We start from the raw sequence: 20,857 nt of genomic DNA, 5'->3' as shown, positions 1-20,857 counted from the left end.
TTTATTAAATTCTTGCGTATTTTCGTTCAAATATCACAGGCAAGTTCTTTATGAAAAAACTATTTTGCGCTTTCGCAGTAGCCTTTACATTTATTGGCACCGCAACATTCGCTCAGAATGATCCGTATTTTGCGGCATATCCATCGCTAACACCAGATGACCAGACTGTAATTTTTAGTTATGAAGGTGACCTTTGGAAAGTAGGCGCTGCGGGTGGCTCAGCCAACAGAATTACTGCAATGGCTGGCGACGAGATTAATCCTAAAGTTTCTCCGGACGGAAAGTGGCTCGCTTTTTCCTCCAATCAATTTGGTAACTATGATGTTTACCTTATGCCCCTGGCAGGCGGTGTAATCAAACAACTCACCTTTAATGATGCATCTGACGAACTTGATGGCTGGAGCTGGGATTCTAAAAGTCTCTATTTTACCTCAGGTCGTTTTAATAACTATAGCAGTTATAGGGTGCCGGTAACCGGTGGAACCGCATCAAGGCTCTTCAGCAATTACTTCAATACCACACATAATATCACGGAATCTCCGACTGGCGAGCTATTTTTTAATGACACCTGGGAAAGCAAAAACTTTGCTAACCGTAAAAGATACAAAGGAGCATTCAACCCTGATATCCAGTCTTACAACCCTAAAACAAAGACTTACAAACAATACACAGATTACATCGGCAAGGATTTTTGGGCAACTATAGATAGAAAAGGCAATGTATATTTCATTTCTGATGAGGCTAATGAAGAGTACAACCTCTACACTTTTCTGAACGGAAAAAAGACCAAGCTCACTAGTTTTGAATCCTCTGTCAAAAGGCCTTTCGTTTCCGCATCAGGTAATAAGGTCGTCTTTGAAAAGGATTATCAGCTTTACCTTTATGATGTTGCTACAAAAAAGAGCGATAAAATTGCCATAAGCATCTCCAGAAATAATGTGCTTGAAAAGAGTCAGGAATTTGATGTCAAAGGAGCGATTTCTGCGTTCGACTTATCTCCGGATGGGAACAAACTGGCTTTCATATCCCGAGGAGAGGTTTTCGTAAGTGACGCAGACGGAAAGTACATTAAAAAGATGGAGCGCGGAGAAGCACCTGGTGAAGGTGGAGAACGAGCGTTAGAGGTGAAATGGCTGCCCGATAGTCGGAGCATCATCTTTAATCAGACCTATAAGGGCTATCAAAACTGGTTTACAATAAGTGCAGATGGTAGTGGAAAGCTAAAGCAGTTAACCAAAGACAACAGAAACAATAGGGATCTAGCAATTAACAGAACGCGTACTCAAGCTGTTTATTTAAGTGGCCGCGACGAAGTTCGCCTTCTTGACCTTAAAACCCTGGAGAGCAAAGTCATTGTAAAAGATGAGATTTGGGCTTTTCAGAATTCAGCACCATCGTTTTCCCCAAACGGAGAATATGTTTTGTTTACGGCTTATCGCAATTTTGAACAAGACATATTTGTACATCACATCAAGGATAACAAAACCATTAATTTAACGAACACTGGAGTCACCGAAGCCTCCCCATCCTGGTCACCAGACGGGAAGTACATTTTCTTCAATAGCCTTCGTAATAAAGCTTCTTATCCCTTCGGGCTCTCCAACGCCAGGGTATATCGCATGTCGCTTGACGAATACGATGAGCCTTACAGAAGTAATAAGTTCGATGACTTATTCAAGGATAAAAAGATCGAAAAAACCGAGACTACTCCTGAGATAAAAAATCCTGCAGATAAAAAGCCCTCAAAGAAGGAGAAAGCAAAAGCAGATTCTACTGCGAAGATCGCTTCCAAAACGGTAAAGTCAAAGGACGTGATTACCATCAATCTGCAACATATTATGGATAGGATCGAACAAATAAGCCCCTCCTTTGGAACGCAATATGGTACAATCGTTTTTTCTAAAGGAGAGAAAACATATGTCTTTTATGCATCGGATCATGAAGGCGGCAATCCAGCTATGTACAGGACGACGTTAGAGCCCTTTGAAGCCAACAAAACAGAGAAGGTTAATGATGGAGAAGGAGACATCATCGAGTCAGGAGGAAAGTACTATGCCTTAGCTAGAGGAACCATCAATAAATATAACATTGATGCCAACAAAATGGATGCAGTTAGCATCAGTTTTAAGTTCAATAGAAATCTGAGTCAGGAGTTCAACCAAATGTTCTATGAAACCTGGGCAGGCATGGAGGAGAACTTCTATGATGAAAAATTCCATGGGGTAGATTGGCAAAAGATTCAAAGCACCTATGCAGCATTTTTGCCCTTCGTAAATAACCGGACAGATTTAAGAATTCTATTAAATGACATGTTAGGCGAGCTGAATTCTTCGCATCAAGGTTTCAACAGCTCTGGAATGGAAGAGCGGAAGCCGCTGAACTATGTAACCAACCAGACTGGAATCGTCTTTTCTAACGACGATCCATTAAAAGTGGATCATGTTGTAGAACGTAGTAATGGCAGACATTTCGGAGTAAACATTCTTCCGGGAGATGTTTTAACAGCGGTAAATGGCACCAAGGTTGACTCTAAGATTGATCGGGACTATTACTTCACCAGTCCTTCGATTGACCAGGAAATTTCGCTGACTTTTAGTCGTGCAGGGAAGCAGGTCATTGCCAAAGTTCATCCTCAGTCTTCGGGTGCTTTAAAAAGCAACCTGTATGATGAATGGATCGCTACCAATAGAGAACGTGTAAAGAAACTAGGAAATGATAGGATTGCGTATTCCTACATGAAGAATATGAGCGGCGGAGAATTAGAGAGTTTCCTTTTAGACATGGTTGCTCAGGAAAACAATAAGGAAGCTGTTATACTAGACCTAAGATACAATACCGGCGGGAACGTGCACGATGACGTGTTGAAGTTCCTCGCCCAGCGGCCCTATTTACAATGGAAATACAGAGGAGGTAAACTTGCCCCCCAAAGTAACTTTGCGCCTGCGGCAAAGCCGATTGTATTATTGATCAACGAACAATCCCTAAGTGATGCCGAGATGACAGCTGCAGGTTTTAAAGAACTAAAGCTGGGCAAGATCATTGGTACGGAATCTTACCGGTGGATCATTTTTACTTCTGCAAAAGGACTTGTTGATGGATCTTCCTATCGCCTGCCATCCTGGGGATGTTATACACTGGATGGTCAGGATCTTGAAAAAGAAGGGGTAAAGCCAGACATATTTGTCAAGAATACATTTTTAGATAGGCTGGAAGGAAGAGATCCTCAAATCGAACGCGCCGTATCTGAAATACTTAAAGACCTAAAGAATTAAAATGGAGAACCTGCTCACTGATAGAAAGTTTTGGGTTGATTACTGGGAGAGTAAGAAAGGATTGTCGACCATCATCCCACGGAGCTATTTATTTTCTAACCAGCTTGCAACGATTATAGAAGGCCGCGGCGTGAAAACCGCTATTGAGCTTGGTGGATTTCCAGGTTATTATGCCGTGTTCCTGAGAAAATACTTCAAATTGGATGTGACTCTGCTGGACTACTTTGTTCATGAACCCGTTACTAATACGTTACTGGCAGCCAACGGCCTTAAGCCAGACGATATTAGTATAGTTGAGACTGATCTTTTTAACTATACGCCTAAACAGCAATTTGATCTGGTATTATCCTGTGGATTAATAGAACACTTTAATGATACTGCAGATATTATTAACAGACACATTGCCTTTGTAAAGCCCGGCGGTACCCTGTTCATCACACTGCCTAATCTCAAAGCGGTTAATGGATGGTTTCAGAAGAATTACGATAAAGAAAATTACGATAAACACAACATAGCATGCATGGATCCTGTACTTCTGGCGGAAATCTGCAAGACAGCAGGACTAGAGGTTGTTCAATCTGGTTATTTCGGGCGCTTTAGCGTCTGGTTGGAAAATGAAAATCAAAAATCAATAGGAACAAGATTCTTAAAGAAATCGATTTGGATAGCAGGAAAGCTGTTTACAAAGCTTATCCCATTTGATTCAAAACAACTTTCTCCCTATATCATTTTAGAAGCAAGGAAACCTTATTAAATCAAGCTTCTAATCAGATGACTTGTTTCGTTTTTTAAGAGGGAACAAACGGCAGTTTATTAGCTGTGTATCAAGATCCAATATTACTCTGGTCTGGCTTTGGTCTGACTTTAGTTGCTTGCGCCCTGGAGTTGGGATGTTCGCGCGGTATGACCGCCTTTTCTCTAGGCAAAAGGCGGACCCAACGCGGGAGCATGGCGGGATCAATGCGGGAGCAGTCAAAGCCAGTGTCCTACCAGACTATACTCTTATTGGGAGAAAATAGAGAATTTGTTTTCAGCTAAGTATCTTTTTAGGCGTTGCCATAGAGAACCCTTTCTGTTGGCCAGAAATGCCTTCACAGCAAGATAGGCTTGCTGGTCTTCCACTATAGTTGGAGGAAACTGGGTAATTGGTTTTGGATTAATGATTACATTATATATTTCATTGATGCCCGAATGAATTCCGGATCCATCATGTCCGATATTATTAACCAATGACTGTGATGGATTCAAGGTCAGACCCCCCTTTAAAAAGATGGAAGCATACCATCTGATAGCCCAGGAGTTATTCTTACCCTTCTTGAAGTCTTGCATCTGTTTCCAGAAGTTCATCGTATACTCGATCGAAAAAGATCGCCTTTTTGCCGCATCAAATTGAACCATCAGCTTATCAATATCAGGTTCGAAATGCTTCCAGGCTCTATCCCATGTCGCCCAGCCCCAACTGGTAGCAGCCCGGTAAAAAAACGTTTGAGGTAGGCCATCGGCTTTCAAGTCATACATATAGGCTCCTATGTGCATCACACGATCCTCACTGCGATACCTGTTAAGCCCTTCGTTAAAATAGGTTAGCGTATGTGGAGAAGAGACCAAGTCGTCCTCAAACACAACAACCTGTCCATAGTCTTTTATGAGTTGGGTAACGCCAGCAATAATTGAATTGGCCAGTCCCATATTCTCCTTTCGCTGAACGATCTCGACGGATTTAAAACCATCTGTCCCCTTAATCAGCGCCCTTACTTCCTCAACCAGCTTGCGATCAGTCTCTGACTTTGCTCCATCTGAAAATATAAATAATCTGCTTTCAGAAGCAAGCTCGTTCTGCTGCAGAAACTTAAGCGTACGAGCAGTATGTTGAGGTCTGTTGTAAACAAACAAGGCGATTGGCGCAAAGTTCTGCATGTTAAAATATTCGCAGGTTTTCAGTGGACGTTTCAACAAGCACAGTATAGGCATTTCCAAATTGCTCTATTCTCTTCTTGCCTAAAAGCTTACCAAGCGTCTTTTTAATACGGAACTCAAGCTCAATTTTCAGAATCTTAAGTAGCGTCTTTTGTTTTTTAAGCACATTGAATTCACAGAATCTTATCGTTTCGACCGGTGTCAAGGATGTTTTATCTGCTTTAACAGCAAAGCCTTCACTTTGAACAAGAAATCTGATTAAGGTAGGGGTGTACATGTTGATGTGTCCGTAATCCAGGAAATGTTTCATCCTGTTATCTACGCCAAAGCGGTAGTCCAATGGTACTTCTATAACCAGAAACTTTGCCACTCGTTTTAGTTCTCGAAGCAGTACCCGCTCATGTTCAACATGCTCAAGCACATGGGCTAAAATAACTAGGTCAAAAAAGTTGTTCTCGTAAGGAATAGTGTATCCATCAAAGCTTTTTACTTCTTTAATTTTTGAAAGTTTTCTTTTCTCGATGATTGACACTCCACTTTCTGCAATTTCGAGTGCGTAAAGTTCTTCTCCGAAATTCCACTCGTTTAAGTAGTGCAGAATACTTCCATCACCAGCACCAACTTCCAACACTTTTTTAGGCTTGATACTTTTACAGACTTCCATGATGTTTTTAGCCTTTGATCTTGCACCCAGCATCCTCCATTCTACCTCATTTCCGGTATAGAAGTCATTATATGCATCAGCAATATTATCAGTTACAATAGCCATTATTTTTGCTTGTCTTTAAATATCCAAACAGTTGTTTGGCTTGTAAAATATCGAAGTATATTTTGATATAATGACACCGGGAGCCATACCTGAGAAAGGTAAATATTTAAAACCATTGGCTTTAAAAAACACATGTGCTTCTGCATACTCTGTACGTTCAGAATCATCTAACACGACCACGCCATCTTCTGTCAAGGACTTAATTGCCTCTTTACAACAGTTCACGCGGTCCCGGCCGTCTACAATGATCACATGGAACTTCTTGCCAGTTGGAGCCGCACTTTTACAGTAATCCCCTCCAGGTACAAGGTCGCATTGGATCATTTTTACGTTTGGCAGATTGATCTTTGAACTTCTTTCAAACCAGTCTTTATCGTGCTCCACAGAATAGACGGAACCTGCAAGTTTAGCATAGAATATCGTTGAATTGCCAGAGCCAAATTCGAATATGTCATGAGCCTTGCTGATGCGCTCTTTAATGAAGTCTATAAAGGAGTAGGTTACCCATGGTATCGCATTCCCGTTTTCATCAATAGCCGATTTTGTCTTGTAGGCATCAAACCAGCCCCTATCTGCCAAATAGCCTTTAAAGCCAAGAGATAGTAGCACTTTAAGTTTTCCTGGCTGAAGCAGCGACAGTCTTGATAGTTTATTTTCCACAATACTTATTCTTTAATGCCATCAACGATTAGAGAAGAGTATCCCAAAGGCTCGTTAAAACGCTTGTCATATCTTTTCGAACGAATGACATGTCCGTCCTTGCTATCCCAATCATTGTAGTGAAAGGTACCTTCTTCATCATAGTATTCCAACAAGTTCACTTTGAAACCAGCTTCCTCAAATACTTTGGACAGCTTTTTATAATCATACAATAGTTTATGATCGTGAGCACCTTCGCCGAATCCTCCGGGCTTCACCATGTTGATATAGTCTGGATTTGGATGCAAGCCATCTGGAACAGCGATTCTTACTGCGCCACCTTTCTCTAAATAGCTATAACAGTTCTTGAGTGCTGTCAAGGCATCTGCATAGGTGATGTGCTCAAAAACGTGTTCCGCTAAAAAACGACTTACCTTTTTATCACCAAATAAGTGTTGAAAAGAATCGGTCTGTAATAAATTTAAGCTATCAATATTAGTTGGAAGCCAGTCTTTATACTCGGTGTTGTGTGCGCCTATAATGATTTGAAGGTTGTTTGATGTGCTTTTTATCCTGGACCGTAGCCTTAGCTTCGTAAAAAAGTTAATTGGTATATATAAAAGTTCTCTTATTGCCTTTCTTAAGGATTTCATGGCTTATTATCGGTTTCAGCACCAAAGTTAAAATAATAGGCTTATCGTCTATTGACTCTGGCACTTATTTTTTGAATTAAATGGATTAAGAACAGCGATTTAAGCATCAAAATTCCCTGTTGTCTGGTTTTAGGAATCAGTAAAATGTAGAAGGTGCTCACAAAACAAGCAACTAATGTGGCCACAGAAGTTCCTATACCTCCATATAATGGAATCAACCAGAGGTTTAAACCGATATTCACAATGGCCCCAACAGCCGTTCGTTGCCAGGAGATATTGGTATAGCCTTCCGCTAACAGATACATCGAGCTTGCGCTGCCCAGAAAAACAAAAATTCCTGACCAAATATGGATGGAAAGCATTGGACCTGCGCCATTAAAAGAATTTCCATACAACATCGTAATTATGGTAGTGCCGGAAAAGCTAATCACGATCGCAACTGGAATGCTGATATAGACAAGAAGATCGTAAAGATTAACCAGTCGTTTATTATATCGATCCATATCAGTTTTACGGGCATTAATTAACGCGGGAAAGACGGAGGTCACTATGGCCATTGGGATAAAAAACCAGGCTTCGCTGATTTTTGCCGCAGCGCTATATATCCCAACAGCAGTACTACCGACACTTTTAAGCATCACTGTATCTATCTTCATGTAAATGGACACCATTACGGAAGAAATAATCAAAGGAGCCGACTGCTTCAATAAGCTAGACGCCCTGCTCAAGCTGAAAGTCCAGCTTTTCATGGTCATGCCTCTCTTGTGATACATATATACTAAGCCCATGGCCAGAATGAAACTGTCAAAAGTCAATGAAGCAGCAAAATAGATCAATGGCATGTTGAAAACAACAAGCAGTACTTTGACAATTGCCGAAAGAACTACACATACATTCTGAACTTGAACAACGTATTTCGATGCGACCTGAGACTGGAAGTAAGAATCGATAACATTAAAGGATTTGAAAAAGGAGGCGAAAGCCAGAATCAGGATGATCCACGTTAAGGGGTTTCCTGGATTATCAGCTGACTGATGTAGCGAAAGATATATTGCTACACTTATCGGGATGAGCAAGAGGTTAACACCCAGTCGCATAAGCAGCGAGGTTCCCAGGATTTCTTCTTTCTTGTGGGGTTCGTTGATGACTTCTCTAATGATAAAACTGTCTAGCCCCAAAGCTCCGGCCGCAGCAATTATGGTGGTGAAAGCATCAGCGAAACTTAGTTCTCCAAACCGGGAAGCACCCAGATACCTGGCGATGATGAATCCGACGGCCATGCTAAGGATCTTTCCAAACATTAGCCAGCCTGTATTCTTTACGTATTTTTGAAATGCCTCTTCATCAAAACCTTTAATTGCAGGAATCTTCATTGCTGCAAAGATGTAAATTTAAAAGCTTTTGTCAATTCTATTTAATTGCTTCAAATGGTGGTTTAGGTGGACCCCAATAAATCTTAACCAATGCGCTGCATTCAGATAGCCCATTTTAGGATGTGCTGCTTTAATGGAAAGATCAGCGCTTTTGATTTTGGGATAGGCCAGTTCCAGCTGGTTGAGGAAAGATCCGATCATCTGCAGGACCTCGGCTTTGCTCACTTTCTTCAGCCGCTCCAACAGTTGCTTGGGTGCTTTGAACTTTTTTCCAGGTGGTAACATTCCAAGGAAGAGGATAAACTGGACTGCAAATGCAGTAGGTTCAACTTTTCCTTTTCCTTCAGCACTGTCGTTAAGTTGCAGCAGCGATAATAGGCTAGCGTCAAATATGTGGTAATAGACTTCACTATAGGACCAACCTTGAATTGGCGGAGTAGCCTGCCACTTTTCGGTATCAATCTCCTCCAGTTTCCGCTTGTATTCTTTGACGATTCTTAGAACCCAGTTGTAGTCGTGTTTAATTCCCATATCGGTTGTTACCAGCGCTAAAAGTGATGTAATAAATCTTCCAGTTGATGAATCTCCCAATCCACATCATCAGGTTTCACTGCTTTCAAGGGGTTAAAGTAAATGGCTTTTATCCCAAAGTCCAGGGCACCACGAACGTCCGCCTCCAGGCTGTCGCCAATCATGATCGATTCTTCTTTGCTCGCGCTTGCTTTCTCAAGTGCGTATTCAAAAATCCGTTTGTCAGGTTTGTTTACACCTACGTCTTCAGAGATGATGACATTGCAGAAATAAGGATTCAATTCACACACCGACATCTTCATTAAGGTAGATTCCTTGAAACCGTTGGAAATAATGTGGAGCGTATACTTTTGTTGAAGGTAGGCCAAGACTTTTTCGGTACCGGCAAATAAGTTCTTTTTAGTTGGGGTAATGCGTACATAATCATCTTCGAACTGGTCGGGCACCTTTTCAGGATCAATACCCAGCTGCAAGAACGTTCTGTTAAACCTTTCTGATCTTAATGTTTCCTTGGTAATGTTCCCCAGGTGGTATTGTCTCCACAATTCATGGTTGTTTTCGGTGTATCGATTGATAAATTCGTCGACCGTTCCACAGCCTAATCCATCAAGTTCATGCTGGATATAAAGCTCATTCAGTGTTTCTTGTGCATTTCTGTCAAAATCCCAGATGGTATGGTCGAGATCGAAAAAGATGTGTTTAATCATAATTTAATTCCATAGGCCAGGTCACCCGCGTCACCTAAACCGGGCACAATATAAGCCTTACTAGTCATTTCTTCATCTATAGCGCCGAGCCAAAGTTTCGCCTTAGGGAAATTGGCCCTGACGTGCCTGACTCCTTCGGCACTAGCGATCGCGGAAACGATATGTAGCTCTTCGATTTGGTAAGTGTTGATGAGCTCTTTGCAGCACATCACCATGCTCAGGCCAGTAGCTAACATCGGATCGGCCATGATAACAGTTTTGTTGCTCAAGTCAGGAGAAGAAACATACTCCAACTTAATTTCAAAACGACCGCTCTTATGGTTTGCCCGATAGGCACCGATAAAGGCAGAGTCTGCCTGGTCAAAGACATTCAGCAGCCCTTGATGCAGGGGTAGTCCTGCTCTTAAGACTGTTGCCAGCACAGGTTGTTGGGCTAACTTAGAAGTGTTTACTATTCCAAGAGGTGTCTGCGTTTCTGTTTCTGTATAGCGGAGAGACTTGCTAATCTCAAAAGCGAAAAACTCGCCAAGTCTTTAGAGATTTCTACGAAAGCGCATGGGATCTCTTTGTATCGTCTCATCCCGGAGTTCGGCGACAAAAGTGTTGGCTATGGAAGGGGTTTTGCTCAGGTCGAAAATCATACCTAAATATAAGTTTTACTGGCATACCTTATGTAATATAATGTTGTTTTTTGCCTAAATTTGATACCTATGAAATTTAAAATTGTTTCAGACTATAAACCTTCCGGAGATCAGCCGAATGCTATAAAACAGCTGGTAGAAGGTGTAAATGGGGAAGAACATTATCAGACATTACTGGGTGTAACGGGTTCAGGAAAAACATTCACTGTAGCAAACGTTATTGAGCAAACGCAGAAGCCAACATTGATCCTCAGTCATAATAAAACGCTTGCAGCCCAGCTTTATGGAGAATTCAAGCAGTTTTTTCCGGACAATGCAGTGAATTATTTCGTCTCTTACTATGACTATTACCAGCCTGAGGCATTCATGCCCAGTACGAATACTTATATAGAAAAAGATTTAAGCATCAATGAAGAAATTGAAAAACTCCGACTTCGTACCACCTCTGCGTTAATGTCTGGTCGCAGGGATGTTATTGTAGTTTCTTCCATCTCCTGCATCTATGGTATGGGAAACCCAGAAGATTTTTCCCGATCTGTATTTCGCTTTGCCGTTGGAACGCGCATTTCCAGAAACTCCTTTTTACACAGCCTGGTGGAAATACTTTATGCCAGAACAACCAACGACTTCAAACGTGGTACGTTCCGGGTTAAAGGTGACACCGTAGATATATTTCCAGCCTATCTGGACAGCGCCTACCGAGTTTCATTCTTTGGAGATGATGTAGAGGAGCTGAGTGTGATTGATCCGGTTACCGGCAAAACATTAGAAAAGCTGGAAGACATGGCTATCTATCCCGCCAATTTATTTGTCACCCCTAAAGAGAGGTTTAGCTCTTCTATCTGGGGTATTCAGGAGGAACTGGAGCTGAGGAAGAATCAGTTGATAGGTGACAGGCAGTTGCTGGAGGCTAAAAGACTGGAAGAACGTGTCAACTTCGATATAGAGATGATGAAGGAACTGGGCTACTGTTCTGGAATCGAGAACTATTCCAGGTTTTTTGATGGAAGGCAACCTGGAATGAGGCCTTTCTGTCTATTAGATTATTTCCCGGATGATTATTTAATGGTCATTGATGAAAGCCATGTAACCGTTCCACAAATCAGGGCAATGTATGGTGGAGATAGGTCCCGTAAAATGTCTCTTGTAGAATACGGTTTCAGATTGCCATCGGCACTGGATAACCGCCCTTTAAATTTCGAAGAGTTTGAACGACTGGCTCCTCAAACCATTTATGTAAGTGCTACTCCGGCCGATTACGAGTTACAAAAGTCTGAAGGGATTGTGATTGAGCAGGTAATCAGACCTACAGGTTTGTTGGATCCTATCATTGAAATAAAGCCTGCAATTAACCAGGTGGATGACCTGCTCGATGAAATAGACAAGACAATTAAGCTGGGTGACCGGGTGCTGGTTACCACGCTCACCAAGCGAATGGCCGAAGAGCTAACCAAGTATATGGATAGGCTGAACATCAAATGCCGTTACATCCATTCGGAAGTGAAGACACTCGAGCGGGTTGAAATATTACGAGGTTTGCGATTAGGCGAGTTTGATGTTCTAATTGGTATTAACCTTCTCCGAGAGGGACTTGACCTACCGGAAGTGTCTCTTGTTGCCATTCTTGATGCTGATAAAGAAGGATTTTTGAGGTCTGAGCGTTCGTTAATTCAGACCATTGGACGTGCGGCCCGGAACGACAGGGGTAGAGTGATTATGTACGCGGATAGCGTGACCGATTCAATGGCAAAAACGATAGAGGAGACCAACAGAAGAAGAGAAAAGCAGATCAGCTATAATCTTGAACATGGGATAACCCCGAAAACGATAGGAAAGAGCAGGGAAGCTATTATAGAACAGACCTCTGTTCTCGACTTCTCTTCGGGAGAAAACAAACGTGCTAAACCTTATATCGAAGTTGATGAAGTGAGCATGGCAGCAGACCCGATCGTTCAATATATGACTAAGCCTGAGATGCAAAAGTCAATTGACAAGACGCGGAAAGATATGGCTAAAGCAGCGAAAGATATGGACTTTCTCTTGGCAGCCAGGTTGAGGGATGAGATGTTTGCTATGGAAAAAGTATTCGAAGAGCGGTTTAAATAGAACTATTTAACTTCTTCGTAGTCTACAAAGTCGCCTAGTTTGTCTGTATTACCCTGCTTTTGCTGCGGAGGCATATATTCAATAGAAATATCTCCTTCGCGCCGCTCATTTGCCTGTTGGTTTTGCTGCTGCTGCTGCTGTGAAGCCTGTGCCTGCACCTTGCTAAAAAGATTCTTTATTACCATCGGGAAAATCAAACGCAATAGCAGTCTGATAAGATAAATAACAAGAATAGTAATTATTATAAATTTTAATAGTGCCATAATGATGACTTTACATTTAATACAAAGATAGACGGCTCAGGATTTTTATTATTACAAATACTGTCCTTTTATTGCAGTTCGATTACATTAGCTACGCGACCAACCTGGCCATCTTCCAACCTTACTTTTATACCTCTTGAGTGGTAAGGGGCCGATGTTAGCAAGTTGGCTACGATCCCCTGAGTAAGTTTACCACTACGCTGATCTTTCTTCAAGATCACCTCAACTTCAAGCCCTGGATAAATATCTTTTCTGTTTTTACCGTCCATACAAACGCCTAAATTACAGCTTTTTTATTAAACCATTTTTATCTAAGTTTGAGCCTATTTACTCTTAAACAAACCTTAATGAACAATTGGTTAAAAGCGAATGGCACTCACCTGGCCATTATTGGATTCTTCATCGTCATCTGCTTTATATATTTCAGTCCCGTTTTACAGGGAAAAGCACCCGCACAAAGTGACGTTCTGCAAGCAAAAGCAACTGCTAAAGAAATTATTGAGTATAAAGAAAAAGACGGTACAGGACCACTGTGGACTAACCAAATGTTTGGCGGAATGCCTGCTTATCAGATCTGGGTTCAACATCCATATAACGGAGCTACTTATGTGATCAACATGATCACAGCTGTATTTCCAGATCCGGTGGGAGTCGTTTTCCTTTACCTTTTAGGAGCTTATTTATTATTTTGTGTTCTTAAAATTAATCCATGGCTAGCCGCTGCCGGGGCTATCGCTTTTGCATTTAGTTCTTACAACTTTATTATAATTGCTGCGGGTCACAGTAATAAGGCCTTTGCCATCGCCTTCTGTGCACCTATTATTGCGGGAGTGATTCTCACCTTAAGAGGCAAGCTATGGGTTGGTGCAAGTATTACCGCCCTGTTCCTCGCCCTTGAAATAAGAGCCAATCATATCCAGATGACCTATTATTTGATGATCGCCTTATTGATCTTCATAGGAATTGAAGTTTATCACGCTGTTAAGGAAAAAAGAACACAGCAATTCGGTAAAGCAGTCGCCTTTCTGGCTGTCGCTATGTTGTTGTCCTTCATGGTCAACGCAGGGAAGCTTTGGACGACCTATGAATATGGAAAAGAGTCAAATAGGGGAGCATCGAATCTTACTACAGATGCAGCGGAGGCTAAAGATGGCCTATCTAAAGAATATGCCTATGGCTGGAGTCAAGGCGTTGGAGAAAGTTTTACATTTCTAATTCCTAACCTATACGGTGGAGCCACAAGCATCGAGGCGTTGGTAAAACCTGAAAGCAATACCTATAAAGCCCTACAAAGCATTACCGGTGCTGATCCAACAGGAGCCATTTCACAGTTGGCTCAGCAAATAGGCTTACAACAGTATTGGGGCGAAAAACCTGGAACATCAGGGCCGTATTATTTTGGAGCAATTGTGTGCTTCTTGTTTGTATTCGGCTTAATTGTAGTTAGAAGTCGCCTGAAATGGTGGATTCTTGGTACGACCATCCTATTTATGTTGTTGTCTTTTGGGAAAAACTTCCCATTAGTATCTGACTTCTTCTTTGCTTATTTCCCGATGTACAATAAGTTTAGAGCTGTTGAATCCATTTTGGCTATGGTTGGATTGATGGTTCCACTTCTTGCCATTCTTGCTGTGAAAGAGACACAAGATGGAGTTATTGAACAAAAGGAGCTTATAAAGAAACTGACTATCGCCGCTGGTATTACCGGAGGTTTCGCTTTGCTCGTTGCCATTATGCCGACTGCATTATTCAGCTTTCAAACTGAAAATCATCAGCAGATGCTTCAAGCCTTAACACAGATGCTGCAAAATAATTCTGGTGTGGCGCAAAGTATCTTAGGAGCTCTTGTGTCAGATCGTGCAGATCTTGCCCGTGCTGATGCTTTAAGAACTGTATTATTTATCGCCATTGGCTATGGACTCGTCTGGGCACTGATCACCAAAAAGATCAATGTACAATTAGCGGTGATTCTCTTGGCTCTTGCCGTGCTTGTTGACATGTGGCAGGTGGATAGGAGATACCTTAATAATACCAACTTCGCGAGCAAAAGCGACTTAGATAATCACTTTCAGGAAAGAGATGTTGACAATTTGATATTGTCAGATAAAGATCCAAATTTCAGGGTGATGGATTTAAGCATCAGCACTTTCCAGGATGCCAGCACTTCTCAATTTCATAAAACGATCGGGGGATATCATGCTGCGAAACTAAAGCGTTATCAGGAACTTATAGATAACCAGTTAACCAAGAGTGTAAATCAAGACGTTTTGGATATGCTAAATACGAGGTATATCATTACGCAAAACCCTCAAACTGGTTCTTATAGCATGAACCGTAACAGCACGGCGGCAGGTAATGCCTGGATTGTCCAAAGCGTTCAATTCGTTAAAGATGCCGATGAAGAGATGAAGGCAATCAGCAGTTTTGATCCGAAAAACGAAGCGATAGTCGACGAAAGGTATAAGCCTATGATCAGTAGCAAAAATGTTGGCGCAGATCCTACTGCTTTCATTAAGCTGGATGGTTATCATCCGGATCACCTGGAATATTCCTACAGTGCGCCACGGGATGTGATTGCGGTTTTCTCTGAAATTTATTATGATAAAGGTTGGAATATGTATGTGGATGGGGTGCAGAAACCTTATTTCAGAGCAGATTATGTGCTTCGGGCCGCGCAGTTAGAGGCGGGAAACCACAAAGTGGAATTCAAGTTTGAACCAACTTCATATTATTTAGGGGAGAAGATCTCACTGGTAGGGTCGATTTTACTATTAGCTGCATTGGGCTTTGCTTTTTACTCTGAAAGAAAGTTAAGGCTTGCTGTTTAATTGATAACACGTCTTTAACTTCTTGTTAATCTTTGCTTTGCAGTTTTGTAAATAAACTGTATCAAATGATTGAACTGTTTTTCGTAATATGTCTGGTAGGACTTCTTGTTTTATTCTTTGGACCATTCGACTTGAAAGTTGAGGAGGATGATGTCTAAACGAGATGTAGAAATAGTGGTCATATCAGACGTGCATTTGGGAACTTATGGCTGCCATGCCCGGGAGCTGCTTAAGTATCTCAAAAGCGTTAAGCCCAAAATGGTGGTTTTAAATGGGGATATCATTGACATCTGGCAGTTCAGTAAACGGTATTGGCCTGAAACACATATGAAGGTAATCCGCAAGTTGATGAAGTTTGTTGTTGAAGGAGTGCCAGTTTATTATCTTACAGGTAACCACGACGAACTTTTAAGGAAGTTTGCGGACTTGCATATGGGCGCCTTTCACCTTCAAAACAAACTTATTCTGGAGCTGGATGGGAAAAGGGCCTGGTTCTTCCATGGTGACATTTTCGATGTCACGATGCAACATTCAAAATGGCTGGCTAAGCTAGGTGCCGTTGGTTATGATACGTTGATTTTAATTAATAGCGTAGTCAATTGGTGTTTGTCCATCTTCGGCAGAGAGAAGATGAGCTTCTCTAAAAAAATAAAAGCAAGGTTTAAGGATGCGGTTAAGTTTATCAATAAGTTTGAGCACACTGCGGCAGAACTAGCTGTTGAAAATGGTTATGACTTTGTCGTATGTGGCCATATTCACCAGCCGGAGATGCGCGAGGTAATCACTGAAGCAGGCTCGGTATCTTACTTAAATAGTGGTGATTGGGTAGAAAACTTAACAGCGCTCGAATATCAGAATAAGGCTTGGAAGATCTTTAAATATGATGCACAGGATTTCGAGCAGGATGAGGCAGAAGAAGGTCAATTGTCAGATGGTGATGATCTTCACAGCAAGCTGGATATTATTACGCTGCTTCAGAAAATTAAATTAGAAATTGTGTAAAGCACAAAATTTACAGATATTCGATCCGCATGAAGATTTTGTATGCCATACAAGGCACTGGAAATGGTCACATTAGTCGTGCCCGGGAAATTGTTCCATTGCTGCAACAATATGGTGATGTCGATCTTTTAATTAGCGGCACCCAGGCGGATGTTAAGCTTACGCAAGATGTACGCTACCAGCTCCATGGATTCAGCTTCGTATTTGGGAAAAAAGGAGGTGTCGATCATTATGAGACCTGGAAGTCAATGAACCTGCCCCGGTTTGTCAAGGATATGAGGAGTACTCCGCTGAAGTCCTACAATTTAATTTTGAATGACTTTGAGCCTGTCACGGCCTGGGCTTGTAAAACGCAGAGACTAGAAAGCGTTGGCTTAAGCCATCAGGCCTCTTTTCAGTCGGCCAAAGTGCCAAAACCGAAGAGTATCGACTGGGCACAACTGGTCATGAAATACTATGCTCCGGCAAGTCACTATGTGGGTTTCCATTTTGACAAGTATGATGATTTTATCCATACCCCTGTTATCCGCCGAGAGATCAGAGACATGACGCTAACTAATCTAGGCCATTATACGGTATACTTACCTGCAATTGACGACAAACACCTGGTGCCAATTCTTAATAGAATTTCAAACGTAAGGTGGCAGGTATTTTCAAAGCATTGTCTTGCAGATTATGAAGCCGACAATGTAAAAGTTTGCCGGATCAATAATCAATTGTTTAACGAGAGTCTTGCTTCCTGCGAGGGTCTTTTTACTGGTGGAGGATTTGAAGGGCCTGCCGAAGCATTGCATATGGGAAAGAAATTACTAGTTGCACCAATGAAGTTTCAATATGAGCAGCAATGCAATGCCTTTGCTTTGAAGCAATTCGGTCTTCCTGTGATCTGGGCGAGTAACAGACAATGGGAGCCAATTATTAAGAATTGGGTGAATAATCCACAGGAACACCAGTTCCACTTCCCCGATGAAACAGCCGCTGTCATTGATCGTGTAGTAAATAAGTTTGCCAGATAATTTGCTTTACTTTGCCTTTCATAAAAGGGCATGATCAATCAATTTAGAAGCTTAAATCCGCTAAACCTGCTGCTGTTATTTGTGTTTACATTTTTTATGCGACTGGCTATATTTGTGGATCTCCCTGCAGATCTTCAATTCGAGCTACTGGAATCTTATGCCAAATTCCTTCTCACAATTCCAGTTAATAGCCTTTCTGCCACTGGCAATGTTCTTCTTGCAGGTTTAGTTGTGTTCATTCAGGCAATCTTATTTAACAGGGTTATTAATAATCATAACTTGTTAAGTAAACCGGGATACCTCCCTGCGCTGTTGTATGTTACTTCCGCAAGCCTTTTTATGCCATTTCTGATTTTAAGTCCAGCATTAATCTGCAATTTCCTTTTAATCTGGATTATGGATAAGTTCCTGAAGGTCGGGAAATCGCCTAACGCAGTAATGATCATGTTTGACGCGGGAATGATCATAGCCATTGGCACTTTAGTTTATTTCCCATTCATTGTTATGGGCGTCATGCTCTGGCTTACACTCTTATTGTATAGGTCGTTTAGCTGGAGAGAGTGGATCTCTGGTTTAGTTGGCTTCCTGACTATCTTTTTCTTTGTAGGCGTATATTATTATTGGAATGATAGTCTTTCTCTGTTCTATAAGATCTGGCTACCACTTGGCAACAAATTTCCTTCGGCTTTCAAGATCAACTACAATGACTACCTCGTGTTGGTACCGGTCACTTTAATGATTGTATTGGCGTCCCTCCAGCTATGGGAAAACTTTTTTAGAAGCTTTATTAGCACTAGAAAGGCCTTCCAAATGCTTTTTTTTATGTTCATCATTAGCATTTTAAGTTTTTATACCAAATCTGATTTTAGGATCTACCATTTCCTGATGTGTGTGCCTCCTGGATCTGTATTGCTTGCCTATTATTTCTCAAACGCTCGAAAGCGCTGGTTTTATGAGAGCCTTTTTCTCTCACTTGTCTTTGCCATCCAGTATTTCTTGTTGGTTTAACTCTTTTTAACAATTGGCGACCTCGAAACCATTTAAAGATTAATAGCTTTGTGATCATGAACTTAGCCGTTTTAAATGCATAACCTCGTGATAGATATTGGTAATACAAATCATAAACTGGCTATTTTCAGAGGCAGAGAGTTGATTCATTATCAGTATACAAGGCAAATGAGTGTCGCGCTTATCAGCGATCTGATCTCGAAATACCAGGTGACTGCATCAACCATTTCAACTGTAGGAGAAGAGCAGGCCGAGGCGGTTGAATTGTTGAGAAGAGAAACCAGGTTTTACCCTTTCTCTACCACCCTGGAACTCGGAGTAAAAAATCATTATAAAACTCCACAAACTCTTGGCCTGGATCGTTGGGCAAAGGTTGTTGCTGCGAATCATCAATACGGGGGAGCGGCTTGTTACATCATTGACGCCGGAACATGTATTACTTATGATTTGCTCAATGCGGGCTCTCTGTATTATGGAGGAAGTATAAGTCCTGGCGTGGGTATGCGGTTTTCTGCGCTGAATCACTATACCAAACGATTGCCATTATTAGATTGGGATGCCAATGAAACCGGCATTCCCGAAGGTGTTGATACCAGCACAGCAATAAGAAATGGTGTATTACAAGGGGTTGTGAATGAAGTAGAAGGGAATATCTCTCTCCAAAATAAAATAAATAAAGGGTTAAAAGTATTAATAACCGGCGGCGATGCGAGTTTTTTGTCAGAACAATTAAAAAACAGCATCTTTGCGCCTCAAATTATACAAGATCCCTACTTAGTATTAAAAGGATTAAATGAAGTCATTGCATTTGAATATGTACAAAAAGATTAATTATATAGCAGCGGTATTGTTACTGCTTACCAGTATTTCTGTTAATGCCCAGGTTACTACTCAATCACCGTATTCAGGATATGGGTTGGGAAATTTCAGGGGATCTCTGCTTCCTCAATTCAGAGCAATGGGCGGAATTTCTACAGGAGTGTTTAAGCCTGGGATAGACAATACTATCAACATTCAGAACCCTGCAACGTTTGCTGGAATTAACTTCACGACGGTTGATATTGCTGTAACAGGTGGTTTCACACAATTGAAGCAGGGTGGTGCCAATGAGAAAAGCTTTAACTCAACGCTTAGTCACATCGCAATTGCTTTTCCGATTCTAAAGAACAAAACGGGACTTAGTTTCGGGTTGCTTCCTTACACAGAACTTGGCTATAACTTTACAAGTACGGAAACTATTGACACGAATTCCGTAAATTATCCGCATTCAGGAGAAGGAGGGCTTACTAAAGCATATATCGGCTTGGGACAACAAATTGGAGATCACTTCAGGATTGGTGGAAATGTGGAGTATCTTTTTGGAAATTTATTGGAAACAGTATCTACAGAAATGAACGCTTTTCCAACGATCAATTCAAGGGTTCAAAATAAAAATAGTATTGGAGGAGTGAGTTTCTCATATGGTGCACAGTATGAAATTCCACTGACTACAAAAAGTAGAATTACCTTAGGTTACTCAGGTTCATCTTCTTCAACCATAAACTCAAAAAGAACTTTCGTGGTTACACAATACCTTAAAAGTCCCTTAGGTGAAGATGAAGCTGCATTTGATACTGTTGCCTTTACGGAGAACCGTTCCGCTAAGCTGAAGTTACCTTTGATACACAATTTCGGAGTGTCTATTCAAAAAGACAATGTCTGGATGATCGGAGCTGACTTCAGAACAGGCAAATGGTCTAATTATAGTCTTGAAGACGCTACTCCAAATCAGCAAAACTTGCAGGACAGCTGGGGAGCTTCCCTGGGTGGACAGATTACGCCAGACATCACTTCTATTGGCAATTACTTCAAAAGAGTAGATTATCGCTTTGGGGTTAGCTACGATAAGACCTATATCAGGCTTGCTAGCGGCGATGACGTAAAAAAAATGGGTGTATCCTTAGGTCTTGGTTTGCCATTAGCACCAAACGTTTCGAGAACTTCATTCTATAAAATGAACATCACTGCTGAACTCGGTAAAATGGGGACTATCAACAATGGCAATGTGCAGGAAAACTATCTTAAGCTGCACCTTGGCTTCACATTGAACGATAGCTGGTTTAGAAGATACAGGCTGGACTAATGAAAGGTCG

At 41.4% G+C, this 20,857-nt stretch carries 18 protein-coding genes and 1 pseudogene; 9 read left to right on the top strand and 10 right to left on the bottom strand.

What is annotated here, in order from left to right:
- Positions 1–50: 50 nt before the first annotated feature.
- Together WKF66_RS00560 and WKF66_RS00555 are read left to right on the top strand one after the other, a co-directional pair.
- The gene (locus WKF66_RS00560; protein WP_489672450.1) at positions 51–3,272 is read left to right on the top strand and encodes a S41 family peptidase; all 3,222 of its coding nucleotides are present in this window, start codon (positions 51–53) and stop codon (positions 3,270–3,272) included.
- Between the two features lies 1 nt (position 3,273).
- On the top strand, positions 3,274–4,026 hold the full coding sequence (locus WKF66_RS00555; RefSeq protein ID WP_489672449.1) for a class I SAM-dependent methyltransferase: 753 nt from the start codon (positions 3,274–3,276) through the stop codon (positions 4,024–4,026).
- Between the two features lie 248 nt (positions 4,027–4,274).
- Here the strand turns inward: WKF66_RS00555 and WKF66_RS00550 are convergent, their stop codons facing one another.
- From WKF66_RS00550 to upp, 8 genes and pseudogenes are all read right to left on the bottom strand, one after another.
- Positions 4,275–5,189 carry a glycosyltransferase gene (locus WKF66_RS00550; RefSeq protein WP_489672448.1) on the bottom strand — a complete coding sequence of 305 codons (915 nt, stop codon included), beginning with the start codon at positions 5,187–5,189 and terminating at the stop codon, positions 4,275–4,277.
- Between the two features lies 1 nt (position 5,190).
- Positions 5,191–5,958 carry a class I SAM-dependent methyltransferase gene (locus WKF66_RS00545; RefSeq protein WP_489672447.1) on the bottom strand — a complete coding sequence of 256 codons (768 nt, stop codon included), beginning with the start codon at positions 5,956–5,958 and terminating at the stop codon, positions 5,191–5,193.
- Positions 5,959–5,973: 15 nt separating this feature from the next.
- Positions 5,974–6,618: a class I SAM-dependent methyltransferase gene (locus WKF66_RS00540; protein WP_489672446.1), complete on the bottom strand. Its 645-nt coding sequence runs from the start codon at positions 6,616–6,618 to the stop codon at positions 5,974–5,976.
- Between the two features lie 5 nt (positions 6,619–6,623).
- Positions 6,624–7,250: a class I SAM-dependent methyltransferase gene (locus tag WKF66_RS00535; RefSeq protein ID WP_489672445.1), complete on the bottom strand. Its 627-nt coding sequence runs from the start codon at positions 7,248–7,250 to the stop codon at positions 6,624–6,626.
- Positions 7,251–7,291: 41 nt separating this feature from the next.
- A complete protein-coding gene (locus WKF66_RS00530; protein WP_489672444.1) occupies positions 7,292–8,623 on the bottom strand; it encodes a flippase in 1,332 nt (443 codons plus the stop codon).
- 18 nt (positions 8,624–8,641) lie between these two features.
- Positions 8,642–9,154, bottom strand: coding sequence for a DinB family protein (locus tag WKF66_RS00525; protein WP_489672443.1), 513 nt, complete (start codon positions 9,152–9,154; stop codon positions 8,642–8,644).
- A 17-nt stretch (positions 9,155–9,171) separates the two neighbouring features.
- The gene (locus tag WKF66_RS00520; RefSeq protein WP_489672442.1) at positions 9,172–9,861 is read right to left on the bottom strand and encodes a YjjG family noncanonical pyrimidine nucleotidase; all 690 of its coding nucleotides are present in this window, start codon (positions 9,859–9,861) and stop codon (positions 9,172–9,174) included.
- Positions 9,858–10,502, bottom strand: a pseudogene (gene upp, locus WKF66_RS00515) (uracil phosphoribosyltransferase). The gene WKF66_RS00520 and the pseudogene upp overlap by 4 nt, the downstream one beginning before the upstream one ends.
- 69 nt (positions 10,503–10,571) lie before the next feature.
- On the opposite strand from upp, the gene uvrB reads away from it, so the two are divergent.
- Positions 10,572–12,608, top strand: a complete 2,037-nt coding sequence (gene uvrB, locus WKF66_RS00510; protein WP_489672441.1) for an excinuclease ABC subunit UvrB — start codon at positions 10,572–10,574, stop codon at positions 12,606–12,608.
- 2 nt (positions 12,609–12,610) lie between these two features.
- Here the strand turns inward: uvrB and WKF66_RS00505 are convergent, their stop codons facing one another.
- Together WKF66_RS00505 and WKF66_RS00500 are read right to left on the bottom strand one after the other, a co-directional pair.
- Positions 12,611–12,871: a DUF4834 family protein gene (locus WKF66_RS00505; RefSeq protein WP_489672440.1), complete on the bottom strand. Its 261-nt coding sequence runs from the start codon at positions 12,869–12,871 to the stop codon at positions 12,611–12,613.
- Positions 12,872–12,939: 68 nt separating this feature from the next.
- Complete coding sequence (locus WKF66_RS00500; protein WP_489672439.1) at positions 12,940–13,140, bottom strand: YwbE family protein; 201 nt, start codon at positions 13,138–13,140, stop codon at positions 12,940–12,942.
- A gap of 78 nt (positions 13,141–13,218) precedes the next feature.
- Here WKF66_RS00500 and WKF66_RS00495 point away from each other — a divergent pair, with 78 nt between their 5' ends.
- From WKF66_RS00495 to bamG, 6 genes are all read left to right on the top strand, one after another.
- Complete coding sequence (locus tag WKF66_RS00495) at positions 13,219–15,699, top strand: hypothetical protein (RefSeq protein WP_489672438.1); 2,481 nt, start codon at positions 13,219–13,221, stop codon at positions 15,697–15,699.
- Positions 15,700–15,849: 150 nt separating this feature from the next.
- Entirely contained in the window at positions 15,850–16,701 is an 852-nt protein-coding gene (locus WKF66_RS00490) for a UDP-2,3-diacylglucosamine diphosphatase (RefSeq protein ID WP_489673323.1), read from the top strand.
- A 29-nt stretch (positions 16,702–16,730) separates the two neighbouring features.
- Complete coding sequence (locus tag WKF66_RS00485; protein WP_489672437.1) at positions 16,731–17,717, top strand: glycosyltransferase family protein; 987 nt, start codon at positions 16,731–16,733, stop codon at positions 17,715–17,717.
- 30 nt (positions 17,718–17,747) lie between these two features.
- Positions 17,748–18,725: a DUF6427 family protein gene (locus WKF66_RS00480; RefSeq protein WP_489672436.1), complete on the top strand. Its 978-nt coding sequence runs from the start codon at positions 17,748–17,750 to the stop codon at positions 18,723–18,725.
- Between the two features lie 75 nt (positions 18,726–18,800).
- Positions 18,801–19,556 (top strand): type III pantothenate kinase, encoded by a 756-nt coding sequence (locus WKF66_RS00475; RefSeq protein ID WP_489672435.1) that lies wholly within the window; start codon positions 18,801–18,803, stop codon positions 19,554–19,556.
- Complete coding sequence (gene bamG / locus WKF66_RS00470; RefSeq protein ID WP_489672434.1) at positions 19,519–20,847, top strand: BamG family beta-barrel-assembly machinery protein; 1,329 nt, start codon at positions 19,519–19,521, stop codon at positions 20,845–20,847. The genes WKF66_RS00475 and bamG overlap by 38 nt, the downstream gene beginning before the upstream one ends.
- Positions 20,848–20,857: the final 10 nt, after the last annotated feature.

The sequence above is a fragment of the Pedobacter sp. genome, from assembly GCF_037719805.1.
Classification (GTDB): domain Bacteria; phylum Bacteroidota; class Bacteroidia; order Sphingobacteriales; family Sphingobacteriaceae; genus Pedobacter.
The sequence above is the reverse complement of the archived record's forward strand: the minus strand, read 5'-3'. Positions and strand labels throughout refer to the sequence as shown.

What these genes read in the sequence shown, in the direction of transcription:
- WKF66_RS00560 (WP_489672450.1), top strand. Translation starts at nt 51, where the DNA reads ATGAAAAAACTATTTTGCGCTTTCGCAGTAGCCTTTACATTTATTGGC.
- WKF66_RS00555 (WP_489672449.1), top strand. Translation starts at nt 3,274, where the DNA reads ATGGAGAACCTGCTCACTGATAGAAAGTTTTGGGTTGATTACTGGGAG.
- WKF66_RS00550 (WP_489672448.1), bottom strand. Translation starts at nt 5,189, where the DNA reads ATGCAGAACTTTGCGCCAATCGCCTTGTTTGTTTACAACAGACCTCAA.
- WKF66_RS00545 (WP_489672447.1), bottom strand. Translation starts at nt 5,958, where the DNA reads ATGGCTATTGTAACTGATAATATTGCTGATGCATATAATGACTTCTAT.
- WKF66_RS00535 (WP_489672445.1), bottom strand. Translation starts at nt 7,250, where the DNA reads ATGAAATCCTTAAGAAAGGCAATAAGAGAACTTTTATATATACCAATT.
- WKF66_RS00530 (WP_489672444.1), bottom strand. Translation starts at nt 8,623, where the DNA reads ATGAAGATTCCTGCAATTAAAGGTTTTGATGAAGAGGCATTTCAAAAA.
- WKF66_RS00525 (WP_489672443.1), bottom strand. Translation starts at nt 9,154, where the DNA reads ATGGGAATTAAACACGACTACAACTGGGTTCTAAGAATCGTCAAAGAA.
- WKF66_RS00520 (WP_489672442.1), bottom strand. Translation starts at nt 9,861, where the DNA reads ATGATTAAACACATCTTTTTCGATCTCGACCATACCATCTGGGATTTT.
- uvrB (WP_489672441.1), top strand. Translation starts at nt 10,572, where the DNA reads ATGAAATTTAAAATTGTTTCAGACTATAAACCTTCCGGAGATCAGCCG.
- WKF66_RS00505 (WP_489672440.1), bottom strand. Translation starts at nt 12,871, where the DNA reads ATGGCACTATTAAAATTTATAATAATTACTATTCTTGTTATTTATCTT.
- WKF66_RS00500 (WP_489672439.1), bottom strand. Translation starts at nt 13,140, where the DNA reads ATGGACGGTAAAAACAGAAAAGATATTTATCCAGGGCTTGAAGTTGAG.
- WKF66_RS00495 (WP_489672438.1), top strand. Translation starts at nt 13,219, where the DNA reads ATGAACAATTGGTTAAAAGCGAATGGCACTCACCTGGCCATTATTGGA.
- WKF66_RS00490 (WP_489673323.1), top strand. Translation starts at nt 15,850, where the DNA reads ATGTCTAAACGAGATGTAGAAATAGTGGTCATATCAGACGTGCATTTG.
- WKF66_RS00485 (WP_489672437.1), top strand. Translation starts at nt 16,731, where the DNA reads ATGAAGATTTTGTATGCCATACAAGGCACTGGAAATGGTCACATTAGT.
- WKF66_RS00480 (WP_489672436.1), top strand. Translation starts at nt 17,748, where the DNA reads ATGATCAATCAATTTAGAAGCTTAAATCCGCTAAACCTGCTGCTGTTA.
- WKF66_RS00475 (WP_489672435.1), top strand. Translation starts at nt 18,801, where the DNA reads ATGCATAACCTCGTGATAGATATTGGTAATACAAATCATAAACTGGCT.
- bamG (WP_489672434.1), top strand. Translation starts at nt 19,519, where the DNA reads ATGAAGTCATTGCATTTGAATATGTACAAAAAGATTAATTATATAGCA.